Here is a 21,732-nt window from a genome sequence, read left to right on the forward strand (position 1 = left end):
GAACACGGTGACGGAAGGGGTTCGGCCTTCAGGCATCCAAACGGCGAAGACCGTTGGTTTCCAACGGGGTCCCACGCCTGCGGTGAGGAACGGCCGGTGGGTCCAAGGGGATCGATGGTAAACCGAGAACAGAAAAACCCCGAACCGACGTGGATCGCCCCTGGGCAAAAAGCCCTTGCGATGGGCCGCAGGGTATGCTAAGCAAAGCAATTCGTCGGGAGTGAATCGCGCGATGCGAGAAAATATAGATTATTCAGTTGGTTAGCGAAAAGACCGCGGAAAGGAACACAACCATGAGCCGAAAATGCGAATTCTGTGGAAAGACGCCTCATGTGGGCCATAACGTGAGCCATGCCAACAACAAGACCAAGCGCACCTGGTATCCCAACCTGCAGCGGGTCCGCCATGTGAGCCAGGACGGCACGGTGCGTCGTGTCCGTGTCTGCACGCGCTGCATCCGCTCCGGCCTGGTGGTGAAGCCGGCCTGAGTTCGCACCGCTTGGGCGAGACCAGAGATTTTTCCAGCCCCTTTCGGACCGGAACCTCCGGATCCAAAGGGGCTTTTTCTTGGGCTCTTGGGCTTCTGTTTTCGGTTTCTCTGGACTGGGGCGGCACCACCCATTGTCCAGGACCGACCGCAACGGGCGCCTCTGGCTTTGGAGCTCATGCCCATGGCAGGGGGCATCAGCGTAAGGCCATACCCCCCCGATCCCCTTTGGCGCCCCGGTCATGACGCCTGATATCCCGGCCCTTTTTCAGCCGTCACGGCTTCGGATCACCTGGAAGACGCTGCTTTCGTTCTTCAAGGCGGTGATGACCCGGTTCAGGTGTTCGCTGTCGCGCACTTCGATGCTGAGCCGGCATTGGGCCAGCCCGTTGGCGGTTCGACTGATCTGGACGTCGTTCACCGGCGCATCCATCTGGCCCAGCACGTTGCTGAGAAGCCCGAAGGTGGCCCGGTCGCCGTCGTAAACCACCTTGATGTCCACCGGATAGGTTTGGGCCTCCCCGGTGTCCCACTGCACGTCGATGCGCCGGTCGTCGCCTTCCTGGCCCGCGTTCTTGCACGATCGGCGATGGATGGTCACGCCCCGGCCGCGGGTGACATAGCCCACGATGGGCTCCCCGGGCAGCGGATTGCAGCACTTGGCCATGCGAAAGAGCACATCGTCCACGCCCTGGACCCGAATGCCCTCGTCCGGCTTGGACGGCTTCCGGCGTTCCGGCAGGCGCTCTTCTTCGGCCGGTTCTTCTGCTTCCGGCAGGGGCAGGCGGCCGATGAGCTGCACGGGAGAGACCTTCTTGTAGCCCACGCTGGCCAGCAGGTCTTCCACGGACTGCAGGGAGAATTGGCGGGCCACCTCGGCCAGTTCCGGCGAATTGATGTAATGGTTGAAGTTCAGGCCCCGTTTCTTGAATTCCCGCTCGCACATCTCCCGGCCCATGGCGATGGACCGATCCCGTTCCTCGGCCTTGATCCAATGGCGGATGCGGCTCCGGGCCTTGCTCGTCTTGACGAAGTTGAGCCAGTCCTTGCTGGGCTTGTGCTTGGCGGCGGTGATGATCTCCACACTGTCGCCGTTTTGCAGCTCGGTGCGCAGTGGAACGATCTTGCCGTTCACCCGGGCGCCCACGCACCGGTGGCCCACTTCGGAATGGATGGCGTAGGCGAAGTCGATGGGTGTGGATCCCCGGGGCAACACCTTGATGTCCCCCTGGGGCGAGAAGACGTACACCTCGTCGGGATAGAGATCCAGTTCCAGGCCCTCGAAGAAGCTCTTGGGATCCCGCCAGCCCCGTTCCGGCTCCAGCAGCTGACGCAGCCACGAAAACCGCTCCGTCTCCTGGCTGTCCACGCCTTCCAGCACCCGGCCTTCCTTGTAGAGCCAATGGGCGGCGATGCCTTCATTGGCCACCCGGTCCATCTCCTCCGTTCGGATCTGCACCTCCATGCGTTCCCCGTGGGGGCCCACCACCGTGGTATGCAGCGACTGGTACATGTTGGGCTTGGGCTTGGCGATGTAGTCCTTGTAACGACCGGGAACGGGTTCCCAGGTGGCGTGCACCACGGCCAGGGTCTCGTAGCAGGCGGGAACTGTATCCACGATGATCCGGAAAGCGATGAGATCGTAGATGCGGTCCAGCTCCAGGTTCTGGCTGACCATCTTTTTGTAGATGCTGTAGAGGTGCTTGGAGCGCCCCAGGATTCTTCCCGAGAGCCCGTTTTCTCGGAGCTTTTCAGCCAGGATGCCGCGCACCTCCTCGATGTAGCCGCGGCGCTCCTCCTGGGTCCTGGCCATCTGGCTCTGGAGGCGCGCAAACTCCTCCGGATACAGCTCCCGAAAGCTCTGGTCCTCCAGTTCCACCTTCATCCAGTCGATGCCCAGACGACTGGCCAGGGGCGCGAAGATCTCCAGGGCCTCCCGCGCGATGGTCTTCCGCTTCGCTTCCGAAAAGCGCTCCAGCACCCGCACGTCGTGGAGGATGTCGCCCAGGCGGATGAGGATCACGCGCACGTCCCGGGTCATGGCCAGGATCATCTTGCGTAGCACTTCCGCCTGCTTTTCCTTGCCCTCTTCCAGCCGGAACCGGGAGATCTTCTGGACCCCGGAGACGATGTGGGCCACCTTCTGTCCAAAGAGCTCCCGCAGGGTCTCCTCGTCCGCCCTGTGGTCATCCAGGCAGTCGTGCAAGAAAGCCGAGGCGATGGTCTGATCGTCCATGTGGAGCCGCGCCATGAGCCCGGCCACCTCCAGATGGTGCTCCAGGTAGGGTTCCCGGGCCAGGCGGGCCGCGCCCTCATGCGTCTTGGCACAAAAGGCGTAAGCCCTGCGAAGAAGCTCCACGTCCGCTTCGGGAAAATAGCCCAAGACCTGATCCTCGATCTGGAAGTATTCCACAGCACCTTCCCTTCCCGGCCTCATGCCCGAGGCAGGCACTCCCCCGTCATGGCCTCGATCTCCGCCAACAGCACCTCCAACAGCCCTTCCTGGGGCAGTTTTCGGACCCGGCATCCCTTCTTGAAGAGAATGCCGGTCCCACGGCCCCCAGCGATTCCCACGTCCGCCTCCCGGGCTTCTCCGGGGCCGTTCACCACGCACCCCATGATGGCCACCTTCAATGGCGTGGCCACGCCGCGCACCAGCCTTTCCACCTGCTGGGTCAGGGGAATCAGGTCCCATTCCGTGCGGCCGCAGGTGGGACAACTGATGATCTCCACGCCACGCCGGCGAAGGCCCAGGGCCCGCAGGATGCCGTAGGCGATGGGCATCTCCTCCTCGGGTTCCCCCGTGACCGACACCCGGATGGTGTCGCCGATTCCTTCGGCCAGAAGCAGACCGATGCCCAGTGCCGACTTGATGGCCCCCTGCACGGGCGTTCCCGCTTCGGTCACCCCCAGGTGCAGCGGCACGTCGGTCCTTTCCGCCAGGAGACGGTAGGCGGAAAGGGTGGTGAGCACATCGGAAGATTTCAACGACACCTTGATGAGCTCAAAGCCCTGGTCCTGGAGCAGCGCCATGTGGCGCAGCGCGCTTTCCACCATGGCCTCCGCCGTGGGCCCTCCGTAACGGGCCAGCAGATCCTTTTCCAGCGATCCGCTGTTGACCCCGATCCGGATGGGAACCTCCCGCGCCTTGGCCTCCTGGGCCACCCGGCGGACCTTGTCTGCCCCTCCGATGTTGCCGGGGTTGAGCCGCAGGCCGTCCACTCCGGCCCGCAACGCCCCCAGGGCCAGCCGATAATCGAAATGGATGTCCGCCACCAAGGGCACCGACACGGAAGCCTTGATCTGGGCCAGGCGCTCCACGGCTTCCCGGTCGGGAACGGCCACGCGCACCAGCTCGCACCCCGCCCGCTCCAGGCGCTGGATCTGGGCGATGGTGGCCCCGGCATCCCGGGTGTCCGTATTGGTCATGGATTGCACAACGATGGGAGCGCCGTCTCCGATGGGAACGGATCCGATGTGGAGGCGGCGGGTGGGCCTTCGAGGCTTGAGCAATGTCAACGGGACCTCCTGGTTTTTTGCCGAAATTCTAGCCACCCCGCAACGGATCAGCAAGCACATTTGCCGCCCCTAACATTGCGGGAATGCCAGACTTCTGTTATCAAAAGCTCAATTGACCGATTCTCGCAACCCACACCCCCTGTTTCCTTTTTCCCTTGCGGGAAGGGAGGCAGGCGAGGGGGAAGGTGAGCGCCCAGCCGCCGCGGGCGCCCCCCCAGCTTACGCCTTAGGATTGGCGTGTTGCGACCCAAGATGAAGGATTCGTCGCATGTACCTTGATTTTTTCGGCCTCCGGGCTGAGCCCTTCCACATCACACCGGATCCCGATTTCCTCTACCTGAGCCCCAGTCACAAGGAGGCCCTGGCCGCCATCGTCTATGGGGTGGAACAGCGCAAAGGATTCATCACCATCACCGGAGAAGTGGGCCTGGGAAAAACCACCATCGTCCGCACCTACCTGGAACGCTACGACCCGGAAAAGATCAAGACGGTACTGGTCTTCAACGCCAACGTCTCCTTCGATGGACTGCTCAAGACCATCTACCGGGAACTGGGCATGGAGCCCCCGGACGGGGACACCCACGAGCTGGTGCACCACCTGCACCTGGAGCTCATCCGCCAATACCAGGAAGGCTGGAATGTGGTGCTCATCATCGACGAAGCCCAGAACATGCCGGTAGAAACGCTGGAAAACCTTCGCATGCTCTCCAACCTGGAAAGCACCAAGGACAAGCTGATCCAGATCATCCTCATCGGCCAGCCGGAACTGGAACGGACCCTCAACCTCCACCAGCTGCGCCAGCTCAAGCAGCGCATCGTCATCCGAACCAAGCTGAAGCCCCTGACCCGCCAGGAAAGCCTGGACTATATCCGGCATCGGCTCTCCCTGGTCCAGGTGCACAAGAAAACGATCTTCACCGACTCGGCCCTCAAACGGATCGTGAAGGAGGCGGCCGGGATTCCCCGCCGCATCAACATCATCTGCGACAACGCCCTCATCACGGGCTTCGGCTACGGCCGGAAGACCATCACCCCGGGGATCATCCGGGAAGTGGTGGACGACCTGGAGGGGCGCGTCCACAAGAGACGCTCCTGGAAATGGGTGACGGCGGTGCTGGCCTGCGCCCTGGTGGCGGGGGCGGCCTATCTTTGGTACACGGGCGGCCAGGAGAGGATCCTGGGCTGGGCCAGGGACCGACTGCCCGCCCTCTTTTCCGGGATGGAAGCCCAGGACCCCGCCCAAGCGCGGCCGGCCCCTTCGAAGCCCCCTTCCGCCGCTGAGGCCCCTCCCCCGCCGGCACCTTCCAAAAGGACCGATCCTTCAACGCGCCAGCGCATTTTGAAGCCCCTGCCCATTCCCGAATCCCTGGTGCCCCTGGAAGAGCCGGCTTGGACGGAAGGGCCTGCCGCAAAAGATGTCCCGGCGCCTCCGCCCCGGGAAGAAAAGCCCTTCCGATCCCCCGCACTTTTGGAACGGAACGCCCAGACCCGCGTCGTTTCCACCCCCAGCGTCCTCCCTCCGCCCCCGCCGTCCGTGGAAATCATTCGATTGGAAGGCACTCGGTCGGCGTCGCCCCAGGGACCCCGGCTGAAAACCCGGTGATGCTTTCCGCAATCGAAAGACCTCCCGTTGCGATCCCCGGCCATCCGGTGGAAACGGCACCAGGGGCGGGTTCCGACCCCGCCCCTGCGAGACTGCCTGAGAACCCCAAAAGCACCCCAAGGTACGGTGGAATTTCAACCCGTTGGAAATCCACCAAAAAGCCGAAAGGCCGTACGAGACCTGACAGAGACGGCGCCGGATTCAGCGATTTCAAGTGTCCAATTCTCTCTTTTCCGTTCTCAGCTCGCGGACATCGGTTTTCGGGTCGGGAATAGCCACCCCTCTCCACTCCCGACTCACCACTCACCACTCACCACATGCCGTTCTTTTGCTTCACGGTCCCCCTTGCCTGGAAGACCACTTGCCTTTTTCCATGACCTGTGACAGGTAGTTTCCAGGTTGATATGAGAGAGCCCAAGGAGATCAAGCCGAGAGAGGTGCCACATGCGCGAGTACACCATTCGACCGCTGGTAGTGGGAGCCAACGAAACGGACCAGGGCATCATGACCTATCTCAAGGACTACGGCAAACGGATCTGGATTCCCATCTACGTCTTCGTGATCCAGGAAGGGGATGAAACGATCCTGGTGGATACGGGCTTGGAGGAGTTCATGGTGCCCGATCATGTGGGGGAAACCTACAACCTGGACATTCTGGAATTCGAGGACGCCCTGGCCTCGGTGGGGCTGCGTCCCGAAGATGTGGACGTGATCCTCCACACCCATCTGCACAACGATCATTGTGAAAACGATGCCAAGTGTCCCAACGCCACCATCGTCGTGCAGGAAGAGGAATACGCCTTTTTCCGGAATCCCCATCCCCTGGACCACCGGTACTACCCGGACCTGCTGGACGGTCTGAAGGTGGAGACGGTTCGCGGGGACGTGGCGTTCCGAGACGGGATCGACCTCATCTTCACGCCCGGCCATACGCCGGGGGGACAATCGGTGGCGGTGAACACCTCGGCGGGCCGAGCCATCATCACGGGCTTTTGTTGCAACCACAAGAACTTCCCCGCCACGGGCCCCGCCATCACACCGGGCGTCCACACGGATGCCCTGGCGGCCTACGACAGCATCCAGAAGATTCGCCAGATGGCCGACATCCTCATCCCCCTGCACGACCTGCGCGTCGGTGCCATGAAGTCGATCCCCGGGTAACGGGAAACGGGCACGGACGGACACCGGAGTGGGAACGGCCATGGGGGTTGCCCGGAACGAGAAAAACCCCTAGAGTGCCTGTCCGAAAATGCCCAGAGCTCCCTGTGGGCCCGTGCGGTCGGCCTGGCCAGGCCGCCATGGGGGCGGGTTCCGAACCCGCCCCGACAAAGCTCAAGCAACATCACATGGCCCGGTTGAATTGCATTTGTCAGAAAGGCCAAGGGACCATTGTCAGACAAGCTCCTAAGAGTGCCTGCGCGGGTGGATTCAAAAGGAGACGGGCGGAAGACGACCCATGGAGCGAATCCGCCACGACAAGGCATGCAAGGCGGCTTTCGGAACCTGGGAACAGGGGGGCGGAGGAGACCCGCCCCCTCAGCTTGCCGTGGCGGAAGGCACAGCGTCACGGAGATGCGCGAGGTTTTTCGATACCCATGGACAAGGATGAACGATTCGATGCCGATAAGGCGGCGTCCCAGGCGGGACAGGGGCGCAAGGGGCCGCGCCGGCGCCGGCACCCCGAACGCTACGTCTGCTCCACGTGCGGAACGGAACAGCCCTTTTGCTGGACCTGCCCCTGTGGGTTCATGATCTGTTCCGACTGCATGGAAGAGAATTTGTGGGGCATGACCTGCAACGGCATCACCTGGACCTGCCCCGATTGCGGAGCCATCCGGGGCTTCGGCAATCAGTAGGGCGGCGTCCGAACACGGGAGGCAGCTATGGCGACGACTCGGGTTGTGATCATCGGAGCGGTGGCGCTGGGGCCCAAGACGGCCTGCCGCATCAAGCGTCTTCGCCCCGATTTTCACGTGACCATGGTGGACCAGGACGAATACATCTCCTACGGAGGCTGCGGCATTCCCTACTACATCTCGGGGGATGTGAGCGATGTGAGTGAGCTCATGAGCACCAGCTTCCACATGCTCCGCAATCCCCAGTTCTTCGAAAAGGCCAAGGGGGTGAAGGTTCTCACCCGCACTCGGGCCGAATCCATCGACCGCAAGGCCAAGACGGTCCGCATCCGGGACCTGAACACCGGCCAGGAAGACGACCTCCCCTACGATTACCTGGTGCTGGCCACGGGCAGTGTGGCCAACCGGCCGCCCATCCCCGGCCTGGATCATCCCCGGGTGACGAGCGTGAGCAACCTTCATGAGGCCGTGGCGGTCAAGGAAAAGATCGCCCAGGGGGAAGTGGACAAGGCGGTGATCGTGGGTGCCGGGGCCATTGGCTGCGAGATGGCCGAGGCCTTGAGCGACCTGTGGGGGGTGGAGACCGCCCTGGTGGAGATCGCTCCCCAGGTACTTCCCGGCGTGCTGGATACGTCCCTGGCGCGCATGGTGCGCAAGCACTTGGAAGAACACGACGTGGCGGTTCACCTGGGCGAGACGGTCCGGGAAGTGGCGGCCCCCGCCGAGGGCGACGGGCCCCTGGTGGTGCGCACGGACCACCGCGAACTGGAAGCGGACCTGGTGATCACCGCCGTGGGGGTGCGCCCCAGCGGAGAGTTGGCCCGAAACGCCGGCCTGGCCGTATCGCCCCGGGGCGGGATCCTGGTCAATCAGCGGCTCCAAACGTCGGATCCCTTTATTTACGCCGGAGGCGACTGCATCGAGGTGATGCACCAGATCACGGGCCGGCACTTCCACTTCCCCCAGGGATCCCTGGCCAACCGCCAGGGGCGGGTCATCGGCACCAACATCTGCGGCGGCTCCGCCCGTTTTCCCGGATCGGTGGGCACCTTCGCCGTCAAGATCTTCGATTTGGCCGTGGCCACGGCGGGCCTCACCCGAAAGGCCGCCCGGGAGGAAGGCTTCGATCCGCTCTTCGTGCTGCTGGTCCAGGCGGATCGGGCCCATTTCTATCCCACCCAGGACCTCATGTACCTGGCCGCCGTGGTGGACCGGCGGACCCGGCGCGTGCTGGGTATCCAAGGCGTGAGCCACAACGGGGACGCCCTGGTGGGGCGGGTCAACGCCGTGGCGGCCATCATGGCCGCTCGGGGCACCGTGGAGGACCTGTCCAATCTGGAAGTGGCCTACTCGCCTCCCTTTGCATCGGCCATGGACATCGTCAACGCGCTGGGGAATACGGCGGAAAACACTTTGGACGGCCTCAACCGCCCCCTGGATCCGGAAGTGTTCGAAGACCTTTTCTTCCACGGTCAGGACGACCGCATCCTGTGCCTGGACGTGCGCGGGCCCCAGAACGCCGCTCCCTTCGTGGCCCGCTTCGGCGACCGGTGGATCAACATCCCCCAGGAAACCTTGGAAGAGCGCCTGGACCAGGTTCCCCGGGACAAGCAGCTGGTACTGATCTGCAACAGCGGCGTGCGTTCCTACGAGGCCCTCCTGCAGCTGCGAAAGGCCGGAATCACCAACGCGCTGAACCTGCAGGGCGGCGTGGCGGCCATCAAGAAATCGGGCATCGTCGATTTAAGTGGTGAATGACCGCCCGAGAACCGAAAACCGAGAACCACCCCCGATGATCGATACCCGCAGAACACCGGTGGCCCTTTTCTGGGACCAGTCCCTGGTCTGGGGCCTTCTTTTCGTGGACACCTTTCGGTGCCTGGACGTTCCCTTTCGGCTCGTGACGGCGTCCCAGATCCGCCGGGGAATCCTGGAGCGTTTTTCCGTCCTGGTGGTTCCCGGCGGATGGGCGACCCACAAGGCCCAGGCCCTGGACCGGGAAGGCCGGGAGGCCGTCCGGCGGTTCGTGGAAGGGGGGGGTGCGTACTTGGGAATTTGCGGCGGCGCCGGTCTGGCCCTTTCCAGCCCGTCGTCCCTGGGGCTCACTTCGGTCGGCCGAAAGCCCCTGGCAGAACGCCTTCCCAACGTCAGCGGAGGGGTCTGGGTCCAGGGCCGTTCCGAGCACCCCTGCTGGCGGGATCTTCCCCCGCAGATTCCCGTCTCCATCTGGTGGCCCTCCCAATTCGCCGTCTCCGACCCGGCGTCGGTGGAGATCCTGGCCGCCTACCACGGGCCGGCCGAGGACTTCCAGGTGGCCGACCTGAGGTATGCGGACGTACAGGCCCACGAAGGCGACTGGGATGCCTGGGAAGCAGACTACGGCATCGCGCTCAACCCGAAACGGTTGCTGGGAGAACCCGCCATTGTGACAGCCCCCCTGGGCCGCGGACGGATCATCCTGTCCTATCCCCACCTGGAAACACCCGGATGTGCTTGGGGAAACCGGCTTCTTTTGAACATGCTGGAATGGGTCGCAACGGCCCGCAGCGGCGCTTGCCCGCCCGGCCCCGGGGAGCCCCCGATGGATGGGGCATCCTGGGGACCGCCGGGTGAAAGCGCCCTGGAATCCGTTCAAAGGGCCCACCAGGACGCCCAATCGCTCATCGCCTTCGGGGAACGGAATCTGCTCTGGCGTTGGCGTCGGCCTTGGCTCCTGCAGTGGCAGCGAGGGCTTCGCGGCTTGGAATACGGGTCGCTCGCCGTGTGCCTGCGATTCCTTCTGGAAGAGATGGAAAAATTGCGCGGAAAAGGCGATCCCGACCCCGCCTGGGACGGCCCGAGCCGGAAACTGGCGGAAAGGACGCACATCTTCTGCCGAAAGGCCAAGCGTCTCCTCTTGGAAGAAAGGGCGGCGGGCCAGAACCGGTCGCTTTCCAAGCTTCAGTCGGTGAACCCCACGGTGGACGGCCTGAGAAAGGAGCTCTTCGGCCGAAACATGAGCCACGAAGGCCTGAGCCGCTCTCTGTTTCAGATCCTGGACCACCTCTTGTACCGGGCCCTGGCGGGATCCGTCCTTTTCTGACCGTCACGGACCCCGCCCTATCCCTTTCCAGTTCCGGATTCGTGATGCGCCGGCCGGCCTGCGCAGGGCCCGGCCGCACCCCTCACAACCCAGCCCCAAAACCAAAGGCGCTAACGGCCCTCCGCAGGATGCGCCGGATCAGTCCAGGGGCGTCTCATCCCGACGTCACCCCGGCCGCATGGCCCGCTGGATTCCCTTGGGCACCCAGAAGCGTCTTTCGCGTGGCGGCCTTGAGCTGTTGGGTGTAGGAACCGATCAGGTCCGGCAGGGTTTTCGTTTCCAGGTTTTCCTCGATCAGCCGCTCAAAGGCGCTTCCCACCACGGCCCCGTCGGCCACTCCACAGACCGCTTCCACGTGCTCGGGCTTGGAAATCCCGAATCCAACGCAAACGGGCAGCGACGTGACCTGTTTCAGGCGCACGGCCGTGGCCTCCACCTCCGAAAGATCCAGCCCGGCGCTTCCCGTAACCCCCGTCATGGAAACGAGATAGACGAACCCGGACGCCTCCCGGGTGATCGCTTCCATGCGCGGGGTGGGTGTGGTGGGCGCCACCAGGCGGATGAGATCCAGATCTCTGCCCTTCCAGGCGTCCAGCATCTCGGGGGATTCTTCCGGAGGAAGATCCACCACCAGGACCCCGTCGGCTCCCGCGTCCACGGCCTTTTCGTAAAAAGCGTCGGGGCCCACCGCCAGGATGGGATTGTAGTAGCTGAAGATCACCACGGGCACCCGGCTGAAGCGCCGAATTTCCCGGCACAGGCCGAAAACCTTTTCCAGGGTCATGCCTTGGCCCAGCGCTCGAGCCGACGAGCGCTGGATCACCGGGCCGTCCGCCGTGGGATCCGAAAAGGGCACCCCCAGTTCCAGTACGTCCAGGCCCGCCTCACACATGGACCGGATGAGCGCCAAGGAGGTCTCCGGGTTCGGATCCCCGGCCGTCACAAACCCCACCAGCGCGCCTTCGCCCCTCTGTCTCAACTCTTTGAACACTTGCCCCAATCGACTCATGAATCCGTCCTTTTCACCTTGTCCCGTGCCTCTTGTCCCTTCACTCCCGAAAGACGATCCCCAGGTCCTTGTCGCCGCGCCCGGAAAGATTGACGATGAGAATCTGGTGCCCATCGCGCCGCGCCGCTTCCACCATGGCATGGGCCACGGCATGGGCGCTTTCCAGAGCCGGAATGATGCCTTCCAGCAGCGACAGGCGCCGGAAGGCCTCCAGGGCCTCCCGGTCGGTGACGGACACATAGGCCGCCCGGCCCGATTCCTTGAGCCAGGCATGTTCCGGGCCCACACCCGGGTAATCCAGTCCCGCCGAGATGGAATGGGCTTCGCGTATCTGGCCGTTTTCGTCTTGGAGCACGTAGGACTTGGATCCGTGGAGAACCCCCACCGAACCGGCCCCCAGGGTGGCCGCGTGCTTGCCCGTCGGAACCCCTTCACCGGCGGCTTCCACTCCGATCAGGTCCACCGGATCGTCCAGAAAGGGAAAGAAGAGGCCCATGGCGTTGCTGCCTCCCCCCACGCAGGCCACCAGTGCGTCCGGAAGGCGCCCTTCCCGTTCCAGGATCTGCCGGCGCGCCTCGTCGCCGATCACCCTCTGGAAATCGCGGACCATCTGGGGATAGGGATGGGGCCCGGCCACCGATCCGATGACGTAGAAGGTATCCCGCACGGCCCCCACCCAGTAGCGCATGGCTTCGTTCATGGCGTCCTTGAGGGTCCCCGTGCCGGAGGCCACGGGAACCACTTGGGCCCCCAGCAGTTCCATGCGGCGCACGTTGGGAGCCTGCCGGCGCACGTCTTCCGTGCCCATGAAGACCTTGCATTCCATGCCGAAAAGGGCCGCGGCGGTGGCCGTGGCCACGCCGTGCTGACCGGCGCCCGTCTCGGCGATCACCTTGCGCTTGCCCATGTACCGGGCCAACAGGACCTGTCCCAGGGTGTTGTTGATCTTGTGTGCCCCCGTATGGGTCAGGTCTTCCCGCTTGAGATAGATCCGGGCCCCGCCGCAGGCCTCGCTCAGGCGGCGGGCGTGAAAGAGCGGGGTGGGACGCCCGGCGTACTCTTCCAGGAGATCGCGGAATTCCTTCTGGAAAGATTCCGCGGTCCGGACCTCCAGGTAGGCCTCCTCCAGCTCCAACAGCGCCGGCATGAGGGTTTCGGCCACGTAACGGCCTCCGTACGGTCCGAAATGGCCCCGCACATCGGGCAGGTTCTGACCAGCCGTCTGCATCGTCATGAAAAGATCCTCCCTTGCGCCGCGGACGGTTCCATCCGCCGCACCGCGTTCACGAATTCTTCCATCTTCCGCGCATCCTTCACCCCGGGGCGCGCTTCCACCCCGGAACTCACGTCCACCGCCTGGGGGCGGGCCGCCCGCACGGCCGACTCCACATTGGCCGGATCCAGCCCTCCCGCCAGGATGAAGGGCCGGTGTTGTACGCGGCCTTTCACGGACGCCCAGTCCCAGGCAAGGGCGTTCCCGCCGGGCCGGCTTCTCCCCGCACATTCCACCAGGAACGCCGCGGGGTGGTAGCGCCTTTGATCGTCCAGGCCGGGGGCCCGATTGACGAAAAGGGCCTTGATGACTCCAAGGCCTTCCGATTTCAGGATGTCCACCTCTTCCGGAGATTCCCCGCCGTGGAGCTGCACGTGGGTGAGGCCCACCAAGCGAGCAATCTCCGCGACCCGTTCCGCGGGTTCATCCACGAAGACCCCCACCTTCGCCACCGATTCCGGAAGCTGCGCCGCCAGCTCCCGGGCCGCCTCCCCGTCCACATACCGGGGACTCTTGGCATAGAAGACGAATCCCACCGCGTCCACGCCCAACGACGCGGCGAACCGGGCGTCCTCCCGTCTCGTGATGCCGCAAATCTTGATCTCCATCCTTCGTCCCGCCTTCTGTCGTCCGCCGACCGAGACCCGAGAAATGAAAACCGGCCCCTCCCTTCATTCCTCATGGACCCGGTCGCCATTGTTTTAGATCCCTTGGCGCGTGGGGGCGGTCCCCAGCAGGCTCTGCAGGGCCCTTTCGGGATCGGGCGCCCGCACCAGGCTTGTGCCCACCAGGAAGTTGAAAATTCCCGCCTCCAAAAGCGTTTCCACGTCTTGGCGGCTGCCGATACCGCTTTCGGCCACCAGGGGCGTATGGGCCGGGAGCAGGGTCTTCAATCGGATGGACGTTTGGATATCCGTCCGGAAGGTGGCCAGATCCCGGTTGTTGACGCCCACGAGCGGAGCGTCGCAAGCCAGGGCCGTTTCCAGCTCCCGCTCGTCATGCACTTCCACCAACGCCCCCAGGCCCAGTTCCCGGCAAAGCGACAAGGCGTCGCGCAGGAAGGACGGGGAGACCGCACGAACGATCAGAAGGACGGCATCGGCTCCCATGGCCCGGGCTTCATAGATCTGGTATTCATCGATGACAAAATCCTTGCGAAGCACGGGCAGGCTCACGGCCGTCCGGGCGGATTGAAGGTCCTGCTCCGAGCCCTGGAAGAACGACCGGTCCGTCAAGACGGAAAGGGCCGCCGCACCGGCGCGCTGGTAGGCCCAGGCATGGGAGGGCGGATCCAGGTGGGAGCGGATCGTGCCCTTGGACGGCGACGCCCGCTTGATCTCGGCGATCACGTTGGCACCTGCAGGGCCCGGAGCGGACAGGCGCTCCACGAAAGGGCGCGCCGGCGGCGCCTCCTGTGCCCGGCGCTGCAGCCGGGAAAGGGGCTCCCGGCGCCGGGCCTCTTGTACCTCCCGACGCTTTACTTCCAGTATCTTGGAAAGAATTCCCATGGGGCATCCGGTTTTTTCGGTTATTGGTTTTCCCTTTTTGATTCCCGGTTATGGGTTCTCGGGCGGTTCTTTCCCAAAGCGCGACCCATTGCGGATCCTCACGGCGCGTTTTCCTGAGTGAATCGGACCAGGGCCTCCAGCTTGGCCTGGGCGGCGCCGGTATCGATGGCCTCCTGCGCCTTTGTCACCCCCTGGTGGAGATGGTCCGCTGCTCCGGCCGCCACAAGGGCCGCCGCGGCATTGAGGACCACCACGTCCCGGCGCGGTCCCTTCTCCCCCGCCAGGATGTTGCGAAGGATTTCCGCGTTGTCCTCCGCCGACCCGCCCTGAAGGGCGTCGGGATCGGCCGTGCGTCCCAGGATCATTTCGGGGTCCAATTCATAGGTGCGGACGAGGCCGTCGTTCAGTTCCGTCACTCGGGTGGGGGCGCACACGGTGATCTCGTCCAGCCCGTCGTGGCCGTGGACCACGAAGGCTCGTCGCGCTCCCAGAAGTTTCAACGCCTGGGCGAACATTTCCGTGAGCTGGGGCGCGTAGACGCCCAGCACCTGGCAGTTGGCGCCGGCCGGGTTGGTGAGCGGGCCCAGCATGTTGAAGATGGAGCGGATGCCCACCTCCTTTCGGGGCTTGGCCGCGTACTTCATGGCCCCGTGGTAGAGGGGCGCAAAGAGAAATCCGATGCCGATCCGTCCGATACCCTCTTCCACGATCTCCGGGTCCACATCCAGGCGCACCCCCAAGGCTTCCAGCACGTCGGCGCTGCCGCATCGGCTGGAAACGGACCGATTGCCGTGCTTGGCCACCGTGACCCCGCAGCCGGCCACCACGAAGGCCGCCGTGGTGGAGATGTTGAAGGTCTGGGCTCCGTCGCCGCCCGTTCCGCAGGTGTCCACCACCGTGGGTGACGACACCTGAAGGCGGTGGGCCTTGCGGCGCATGGTGCGGGCGGCCCCGGCCAGTTCACCAAAGGTTTCCCCCTTGGTGGCCAGGGCGGCCATGAGGGCCCCGATTTGGGCTTCCGTGAGCTCGCCGGACATGAGGGCGTCCATGACCGAGCTCATCTGCTCTTCGCTGAGATCCGTTCCGGATGTGATCTTTTGAAGGCTCTCCTGAAACATGGCGATCTCTCCTCCCAAAGGCTGTCTATCGTTGGGCATGAAAGTCATCGTGCGGCTCTGGACGTGAGGCGCCTGGTGTCCATCATCCGCCGTTCACAAAATTTCGCAGCAGCCGTTTTCCCACGGGGGTCATGATGGATTCGGGATGGAACTGGATCCCTTCGCAGGGATACTCCTTGTGGCGAATCCCCATGATCTCCCCGTCCTCGGCCTGGGCGCTCACCTCCAGGCAAGGCGGCAGGTGGGCTGGGTCCACGGCCAGGGAGTGGTAGCGCATGGCCTGGAAGGGCTTTTGGAGGCCCCGGTAGATCCCCCGGCCATCGGGGCTGACCCGGGAAGTCTTTCCGTGCATCAGCGATCGGGCGGGTCCGACCCGGCCGCCGAAGGCCACGGCGATGGCCTGATGCCCCAGGCACACCCCCAGGATGGGAACCGCCGGCGCGGCCGCTCGAACCAGATCCACCGAGATGCCCGCCTTTTCCGGCCGGCCCGGCCCGGGGGAAATGACGATTCCGCGGGGCTTCCAGGCCAACACCTCCCCCACGGACACCGCGTCGTTACGCACCACGCGGACTTCCGCTCCCAGCATCCTCAAGTATTGGACCAGGTTGTAGGTAAAGGAATCGTAGTTATCGATCACGGCAATCATAGGGTCCCTCCGTTTCGGCGGGCGGCCCCGTGGAGCAGCTCCACGGCCCTTTGGATGGCCTTGGCCTTGTTCACGGTTTCCTCATGTTCCCTTTCCGGCACGGAATCGGCCACGATACCGGCTCCCGCCTGCACCGTCATCCGTCCCCTTTCCAGGCAGGCCGTTCGGATGGTGATGGCCAGGTCCATGTTGCCCGTAAAGGAGACATAGCCCACGGCGCCCCCGTAGGCGCCGCGCGGGGCCTCTTCCAGTTCGGCGATGATCTCCATGGCCCGGATCTTGGGGGCTCCGGTGAGGGTTCCCGCGGGAAAGGTGGCCCGCAGCAGGTCCCAGGCGTCGGCCTGACGCACCAGGTCGCAGGTGATGTTGGACACCAGGTGCATCACGTGGCTATAGCGTTCCACCACCATGAGGTCCGTCACCTGCACGGTGCCCACCTCCGCCACCCGGCCCAGGTCGTTTCGGCCCAGATCCACCAGCATCATGTGTTCGGCCCGTTCCTTGGGGTCCTGGAGCAGCTCATCGGCCAGGTGCCGGTCGTCCTGTTCCGTTGCGCCCCGGGGCCGCGTCCCGGCGATGGGCCGCAGGGTGGCCACCCCGTTTTCGAGTCGCACCATGGTTTCCGGGGAAGATCCCACCAGGATGCGCTCGTCCAATTCCACAAAGAACATGTAGGGCGACGGGTTCACGTAGCGCTGGGCCCGGTAGAGGAACCAGGGGTCCGGCGCCGGCTCCATGACGAAGGGCTGGGAAAGGACCGTCTGGATCACGTCCCCCGCCGTGATGTACGCCTTCACCCGCTCCACCTTCTGCATGAAATCCGCTGGGGGAACCACCGTTTCCAGGGATCGGGGAACCGAGGCGAAGTCCGCGGGCGGGGCTCCGACGGGGGCGGGAGTCTCCAGCCGTTCGATCAGGGACTCCAGCCGATCCCGCGCCTGGTCGTAGAGGGCCGGAGCCGCGGCGGCCCCGTCCGGGCTGTAAACCGGCACCACCAGCGTCAGGGTGTGACGGACGTTGTCGAAGATGAGCAGTTCATCGGTTTCGATCAGCTGGATGAGCGGCTTGTCAGGGGGTGCGCTGTGGGGAATCCGCTCGAAAAAGGAGACCGCCTCGTAGTCGAACACCCCCACCAGGCCGCCCCAAAAGCGGGGCAGTTGGGGGATGGAAACGGGACGGTAACGGGCCATGAAGTCTCGGACCACGGGGAAGGGATCCCCGTCGTGGGGGATCGTTCGCCGGTCCTTCCCTTCCTCGATCTCCACTCGATCGCGGGTGATCCGCAGGTGCCGGGACGCGGAGGCGCCCAGAAAACTGTAACGCCCCCACCGTTCGCCCCCCTCCACGCTTTCCAGCAGGAAGGCGGGCCGGCCGGTGCGCCGGATCTTGGCCAGCGCCGAGACGGGCGTTTCCGTATCGGCCAGGATTTCACAGCAGACGGGGACCAGGTTCCCCTGGCTCATCAGGGATGAGAACTCTTCTTTATCTGGGAAATAACGCAATCGCATGACGGTTCATTCCTCACAAAGCGCTCACCACGTTGCCGGTCAAGGGCCCGGGAGCGGGTCTGGGCGTTACAGGCGCGATGAGCTCCGTTCGCTGGCGAAGGGACCCTGCGGCACCCCCGTGTAGAGCTGGACCAGGGGCTCGATTTCGCGGCACAATTGCCGGAACTGGTCCGGATAGAGGGATTGGGCCCCGTCGCTCAAGGCCTCGTCCGGCTTGTGGTGGACTTCCACCATGAGGCCGTTGGCCCCCACGGCCACGGCCGCCCGGCTGAGCGGGATGACCTGGTTGCGGCGCCCACAGGCATGGCTGGGATCCACGATGATGGGCAAATGGCTTTCCTTGCGCACCACCGGCACGGCGGACAGATCCAGGGTGTTGCGGCTGTGGTGGGCGAAGGTGCGGATGCCCCGTTCGCAGAAGATCACGTTGGGGTTGCCCCCTTCCAGGATGTACTCGGCGGCCATGAGCCATTCATCCAGGGTGGCGGACATGCCGCGTTTGAGCAGCACGGGCTTTCGGGACTGGCCCGCGCGTCGCAGCAGACTGAAGTTCTGCATGTTGCGAGCGCCGATCTGGACGATATCGGCCGCCTCCTCCACCAGGTCGTAGAGGGTGTGGTCCAGGGCTTCCGTCACCACGGGCATCCCCGTTTCCTTCCGGACCTTTTCCAGGATCCGCAGCGCCTTCTCCCCCAACCCCTGGAAGGAATAGGGGGAGGTGCGGGGTTTGAAAGCGCCTCCGCGAAACAGATGGGCCCCGGCCCTTTTCACATGGTGCGCGATGGTCAGCGCCTGATCCTCGCTTTCGATGGCACACGGCCCGGCAATGACCACCAGAGTTCCGTTGCCGATGCTCACATCACCCACCCGAATCCGTGTGTCCTCGGGATGGAACTCCCGGCTCACCAGCTTGTAAGGACGCGTCACCGGGATAGCCTCCTTCACACCCGGAAGCCCCAGAACCCAATTGGGATCCACCGGCCCCCGATTGTGCAGGATGCCGATGGCCACCCGCTCTCCGCCTGGAATGGGCCGAGCCCCGAGCCCCCGCGCCTCAATGGCCTGAACCACCCTGGCCACGTCCTCCTCACCGGCTCCCTTGTGCATGACGATCAACATCTTCTCTGCTCCTCTCATCACCCCATAAAAAAAGGCCGGGGGAAATTTCCCACGGCCTTCGCTCTGTAAAAAAAAGACCGTGGGCCGGGTGGCCCACGGTCTTGGCATCTCCATCAGGCTGGTGGTCTAGCCCGATACGATCCCGTCGGCACACCCGTCAGGGTCGCACCACCACCAGCACCACCAAAAACATACGCCGTTGAAGCCTGCGTTTCTTTTCATCCTTAGCTGTCGCCTTTCCTCGAAAGGGTTCTCCAACGTTTGGGATCGCAAAAACGCTAAACGGAATTCCGGGCCCGTGTCAAGCACAATTTTGAAGCCATGTCCCCAAGGATGGAGTTCCGGCAACAAGCGGCCACGGGGGCATGGCCCATCAGGTGCCCGTCTTGCGGCGCGACACACGGCCGCCCCGGTTTCCGGCCCGGGGCCGGCGGCGCCGGCGGCGCGGCTTCAGGAAGTCCACCCGGATGAATTCCCGGCGGTTGACGAAACACACGAACAAGGGAGCGATATCGAGCTCTCGCTGCACCACGGCTCGCACCCGTTCCAAGTCCGATCCCTTATGGATTCCGTATTTGCGGTAGTCCTCCGTCTTGATGTAGAGAGACATGAGCGCCCTCCTCACCTGGAATGGGACACGTTTCAGTGATATTCTAGCAACCTGCCGGGCTTTGTCAAAAAGTCGCGAGGGAGCCGCGCCGGATGAGTGAGACGATTCAGGGCCAGATCGAACGGGTGACGTTCGTCAGCGAAGAGGACGGCTACAGCGTTTTGAAACTCAAGGTGAAGGGCCGCCGGGACCTGGTGACGGTGGTGGGCTCCTTCGCCTCGGCGACCCCGGGCGAGATCCTGAAACTTCGAGGATCCTGGGGAATGCACCCCAAGTACGGCGAGCAGTTCCGGGCGGAACACTACGAAACCCTCTCACCCGATACCGTGGAGGGCATCCGCAAATACCTGGGTTCGGGCCTCATCAAGGGGATCGGCCCGGTCATGGCCAAGCGGGTCGTCAAGGCCTTTGGAAAGGCCACCCTTGACGTGATCGACCGGGAACCTGAGCGGTTGCTGGAAGTGGAAGGGATCGGCCCCAAGCGACTCAAGCAGATCCTCAAGGCCTGGGAAGATCAGAAGGAAATCCGGGAGGTCATGATCTTCCTTCGGGGCCATGGGGTGAGCGCGGCCTACGCCACACGGATCTTCAAACACTACGGTCGGGAATCCCTCAAGGTGCTCCAGGAAAACCCCTATCGGCTGGCCATGGACGTGCACGGCATCGGCTTCGTCACAGCGGACAAGATCGCTCAAAACCTGGGGTTCCAGAAAGACTCCCCCCTTCGGGCCGAGGCCGGTCTCCACTACGTACTCTTCCGCGCCACGGAAGACGGCCACGTCTGCCTGCCACGGAGCCTGCTCCTGGCCCAGGGACGAGAACTTTTGGAATGTTCGTCTGAAACCCTGGAAGAGGCCATGGACCGGCTGGCCGCCGACGGCCGGGTCGTCCTTCAGCCGCTGACGGGAGAAGCGGCCGAGAGCTTCCGGGAATCCCAGGCGGTCTATCTTCGGGGCTACCACAGCGCAGAAACCCAGATCGCCCAGCGACTGAAATACCTGGCGGCGATCCCCAAGCGCATCAAGGCGGAAACGGCCCGTGACGCCCTGGAGCGGGTTCAGGGTTCCCTTCCCGTCCAGTTGGCCCCCCAGCAGGAAGGGGCGGTCTTCCAGGCGCTCACCCGCAAGGTGGTGGTGATCACGGGCGGTCCCGGAACGGGCAAGACCACGCTGATCCAGGCCATCTGTGCCGCTTATCGGAGCCTGGGAGCGCGACTCTGCCTGGCGGCCCCCACGGGGCGGGCCGCCAAACGCCTGGCGGAAGCCACGGGACATGGAGCCGCCACCATCCATCGGCTCCTGGAATTCAGCCCCCAGGCGGGAGGCTTTCAACGAAACGAACAAAAACCGCTCAACGCCGACTGCATCATCGTGGACGAAGCCTCCATGCTCGACACCCTCCTCACCCACCACCTGCTCAAGGCCGTCCCCCCCAAGGCCACGCTGGTACTGGTGGGCGACGTGGACCAGCTGCCGTCGGTGGGAGCGGGAAGCGTGCTGGAAGATCTCATCCAGTGCGGGGCCTTTCCCGTGGTGCGTCTCACGGAAATCTTCCGCCAGGCCCGAAAGAGCCTGATCGTGGTCAACGCCCACCGCATCCGCAGCGGGGAATTCCCCTACCTCAACCGGGACCCCGACCGGCTGTCCGACTTCTACTTCATCGAAAAGGACGACCCGGAAGCGGTGGTCCAGATCGTGGTCCGCCTGTGCTCCGAAAGGATTCCCTCCCGATTCCGTCTCCACGCCATCGATGACATCCAGGTGCTCAGTCCCATGCACCGGGGCGCCGTGGGCGCCCAGCGCCTCAACCAGGCCCTGCAGGAAGCGCTCAATCCCAAGGGCCGGGCCCTGGAACGGGGCGGGCGCACCTTCCGCGTGGGGGACAAGGTCATGCAGATCCGCAACAACTACGACAAGGAGGTCTTCAACGGGGATCTGGGCCGCATCGCCGCCGTGGACGAAGAAAGCCAGGAAGTGCGCGTGCGTGTGGACGGACGCCAGGTCAGCTACGACTTCTCGGAGCTGGACGAACTGGTGCACGCCTACGCCATCAGCGTCCACAAGTCCCAGGGAAGCGAGTATCCGGCCGTGGTGGTCCCTCTTCTCACCCAGCATTACATGATGCTTCAGCGGAACCTGCTCTATACGGCCGTCACCCGCGGCAAGCGGCTGGTCATCCTGGTGGGATCCAAAAAGGCCCTGGCCATCGCCGTCCGAAACGACAAGACCCAGCAACGCTACACGCTCTTGCGCCACCGGCTTTCGGAAACGGCACCGCCCCTCAGCCGCGTGAAAAGCCGCCCTGAGGCGGAAGGCGCCGGTCGTGAGGCGCAAGGGAGCGGCGGGAAGTGACAAGCGGCAAAGAGCGGCTCCCTTGCCCATCCTTCGTCCA

The 21,732-nt window shown here is 64.2% G+C and carries 18 protein-coding genes; 7 read left to right on the forward strand and 11 right to left on the reverse strand.

Annotation, left to right across the window (positions count from 1 at the left end):
• Positions 1-293 precede the first annotated feature (293 nt).
• Entirely contained in the window at positions 294-488 is a 195-nt protein-coding gene (gene rpmB / locus B9A12_RS13720; RefSeq protein WP_084058679.1) for a 50S ribosomal protein L28, read from the forward strand.
• Positions 489-755: 267 nt separating this feature from the next.
• On the opposite strand, the gene B9A12_RS13725 is transcribed toward rpmB, so the two are convergent.
• Both B9A12_RS13725 and ispG read right to left on the reverse strand, forming a co-directional pair.
• Positions 756-2,900 (reverse strand): RelA/SpoT family protein, encoded by a 2,145-nt coding sequence (locus B9A12_RS13725; protein ID WP_084058705.1) that lies wholly within the window; start codon positions 2,898-2,900, stop codon positions 756-758.
• A gap of 20 nt (positions 2,901-2,920) precedes the next feature.
• Positions 2,921-4,000 carry a flavodoxin-dependent (E)-4-hydroxy-3-methylbut-2-enyl-diphosphate synthase gene (ispG, locus tag B9A12_RS13730; RefSeq protein WP_342752495.1) on the reverse strand — a complete coding sequence of 360 codons (1,080 nt, stop codon included), beginning with the start codon at positions 3,998-4,000 and terminating at the stop codon, positions 2,921-2,923.
• A 274-nt stretch (positions 4,001-4,274) separates the two neighbouring features.
• Here ispG and B9A12_RS13735 point away from each other — a divergent pair, with 274 nt between their 5' ends.
• The 5 genes from B9A12_RS13735 to B9A12_RS13755 all read left to right on the forward strand — a co-directional run bounded on the left by B9A12_RS13735 (position 4,275) and on the right by B9A12_RS13755 (position 10,547).
• Entirely contained in the window at positions 4,275-5,609 is a 1,335-nt protein-coding gene (locus B9A12_RS13735) for an AAA family ATPase (protein ID WP_084058681.1), read from the forward strand.
• 444 nt (positions 5,610-6,053) lie between these two features.
• On the forward strand, positions 6,054-6,770 hold the full coding sequence (locus B9A12_RS13740; protein WP_084058682.1) for an N-acyl homoserine lactonase family protein: 717 nt from the start codon (positions 6,054-6,056) through the stop codon (positions 6,768-6,770).
• A gap of 434 nt (positions 6,771-7,204) precedes the next feature.
• On the forward strand, positions 7,205-7,465 hold the full coding sequence (locus tag B9A12_RS13745) for a hypothetical protein (RefSeq protein ID WP_084058683.1): 261 nt from the start codon (positions 7,205-7,207) through the stop codon (positions 7,463-7,465).
• A gap of 27 nt (positions 7,466-7,492) precedes the next feature.
• On the forward strand, positions 7,493-9,223 hold the full coding sequence (locus B9A12_RS13750) for an FAD-dependent oxidoreductase (protein WP_084058684.1): 1,731 nt from the start codon (positions 7,493-7,495) through the stop codon (positions 9,221-9,223).
• 34 nt (positions 9,224-9,257) lie between these two features.
• The gene (locus B9A12_RS13755; protein WP_084058685.1) at positions 9,258-10,547 is read left to right on the forward strand and encodes a BPL-N domain-containing protein; all 1,290 of its coding nucleotides are present in this window, start codon (positions 9,258-9,260) and stop codon (positions 10,545-10,547) included.
• Between the two features lie 154 nt (positions 10,548-10,701).
• Here B9A12_RS13755 and trpA read toward each other — a convergent pair whose 3' ends face one another.
• From trpA to B9A12_RS13800, 9 genes are all read right to left on the reverse strand, one after another.
• Positions 10,702-11,556 (reverse strand): tryptophan synthase subunit alpha, encoded by an 855-nt coding sequence (trpA, locus tag B9A12_RS13760; RefSeq protein ID WP_084058686.1) that lies wholly within the window; start codon positions 11,554-11,556, stop codon positions 10,702-10,704.
• 40 nt (positions 11,557-11,596) lie between these two features.
• A complete protein-coding gene (gene trpB, locus B9A12_RS13765) occupies positions 11,597-12,790 on the reverse strand; it encodes a tryptophan synthase subunit beta (RefSeq protein ID WP_084058687.1) in 1,194 nt (397 codons plus the stop codon).
• A complete protein-coding gene (locus B9A12_RS13770; RefSeq protein ID WP_084058688.1) occupies positions 12,787-13,437 on the reverse strand; it encodes a phosphoribosylanthranilate isomerase in 651 nt (216 codons plus the stop codon). The genes trpB and B9A12_RS13770 overlap by 4 nt, the downstream gene beginning before the upstream one ends.
• A 93-nt stretch (positions 13,438-13,530) precedes the next feature.
• Complete coding sequence (gene trpC, locus B9A12_RS13775; RefSeq protein WP_084058689.1) at positions 13,531-14,337, reverse strand: indole-3-glycerol phosphate synthase TrpC; 807 nt, start codon at positions 14,335-14,337, stop codon at positions 13,531-13,533.
• A 98-nt stretch (positions 14,338-14,435) separates the two neighbouring features.
• Positions 14,436-15,455: an anthranilate phosphoribosyltransferase gene (gene trpD, locus B9A12_RS13780; protein ID WP_084058690.1), complete on the reverse strand. Its 1,020-nt coding sequence runs from the start codon at positions 15,453-15,455 to the stop codon at positions 14,436-14,438.
• Positions 15,456-15,537: 82 nt separating this feature from the next.
• The gene (locus tag B9A12_RS13785) at positions 15,538-16,104 is read right to left on the reverse strand and encodes an anthranilate synthase component II (protein WP_084058691.1); all 567 of its coding nucleotides are present in this window, start codon (positions 16,102-16,104) and stop codon (positions 15,538-15,540) included.
• On the reverse strand, positions 16,101-17,612 hold the full coding sequence (locus B9A12_RS13790; protein ID WP_084058692.1) for an anthranilate synthase component I family protein: 1,512 nt from the start codon (positions 17,610-17,612) through the stop codon (positions 16,101-16,103). The genes B9A12_RS13785 and B9A12_RS13790 overlap by 4 nt, the downstream gene beginning before the upstream one ends.
• 66 nt (positions 17,613-17,678) lie before the next feature.
• Positions 17,679-18,731 (reverse strand): 3-deoxy-7-phosphoheptulonate synthase, encoded by a 1,053-nt coding sequence (gene aroF / locus B9A12_RS13795; RefSeq protein WP_084058693.1) that lies wholly within the window; start codon positions 18,729-18,731, stop codon positions 17,679-17,681.
• Positions 18,732-19,104: 373 nt separating this feature from the next.
• Positions 19,105-19,341 carry a hypothetical protein gene (locus tag B9A12_RS13800; RefSeq protein WP_084058694.1) on the reverse strand — a complete coding sequence of 79 codons (237 nt, stop codon included), beginning with the start codon at positions 19,339-19,341 and terminating at the stop codon, positions 19,105-19,107.
• A gap of 92 nt (positions 19,342-19,433) precedes the next feature.
• On the opposite strand from B9A12_RS13800, the gene recD2 reads away from it, so the two are divergent.
• Complete coding sequence (gene recD2 / locus B9A12_RS13805; RefSeq protein ID WP_084058695.1) at positions 19,434-21,692, forward strand: SF1B family DNA helicase RecD2; 2,259 nt, start codon at positions 19,434-19,436, stop codon at positions 21,690-21,692.
• The last annotated feature ends 40 nt before the right edge of the window (positions 21,693-21,732 follow it).

Source organism: Desulfacinum hydrothermale DSM 13146 (genome assembly GCF_900176285.1).
GTDB lineage: Bacteria > Desulfobacterota > Syntrophobacteria > Syntrophobacterales > DSM-9756 > Desulfacinum > Desulfacinum hydrothermale.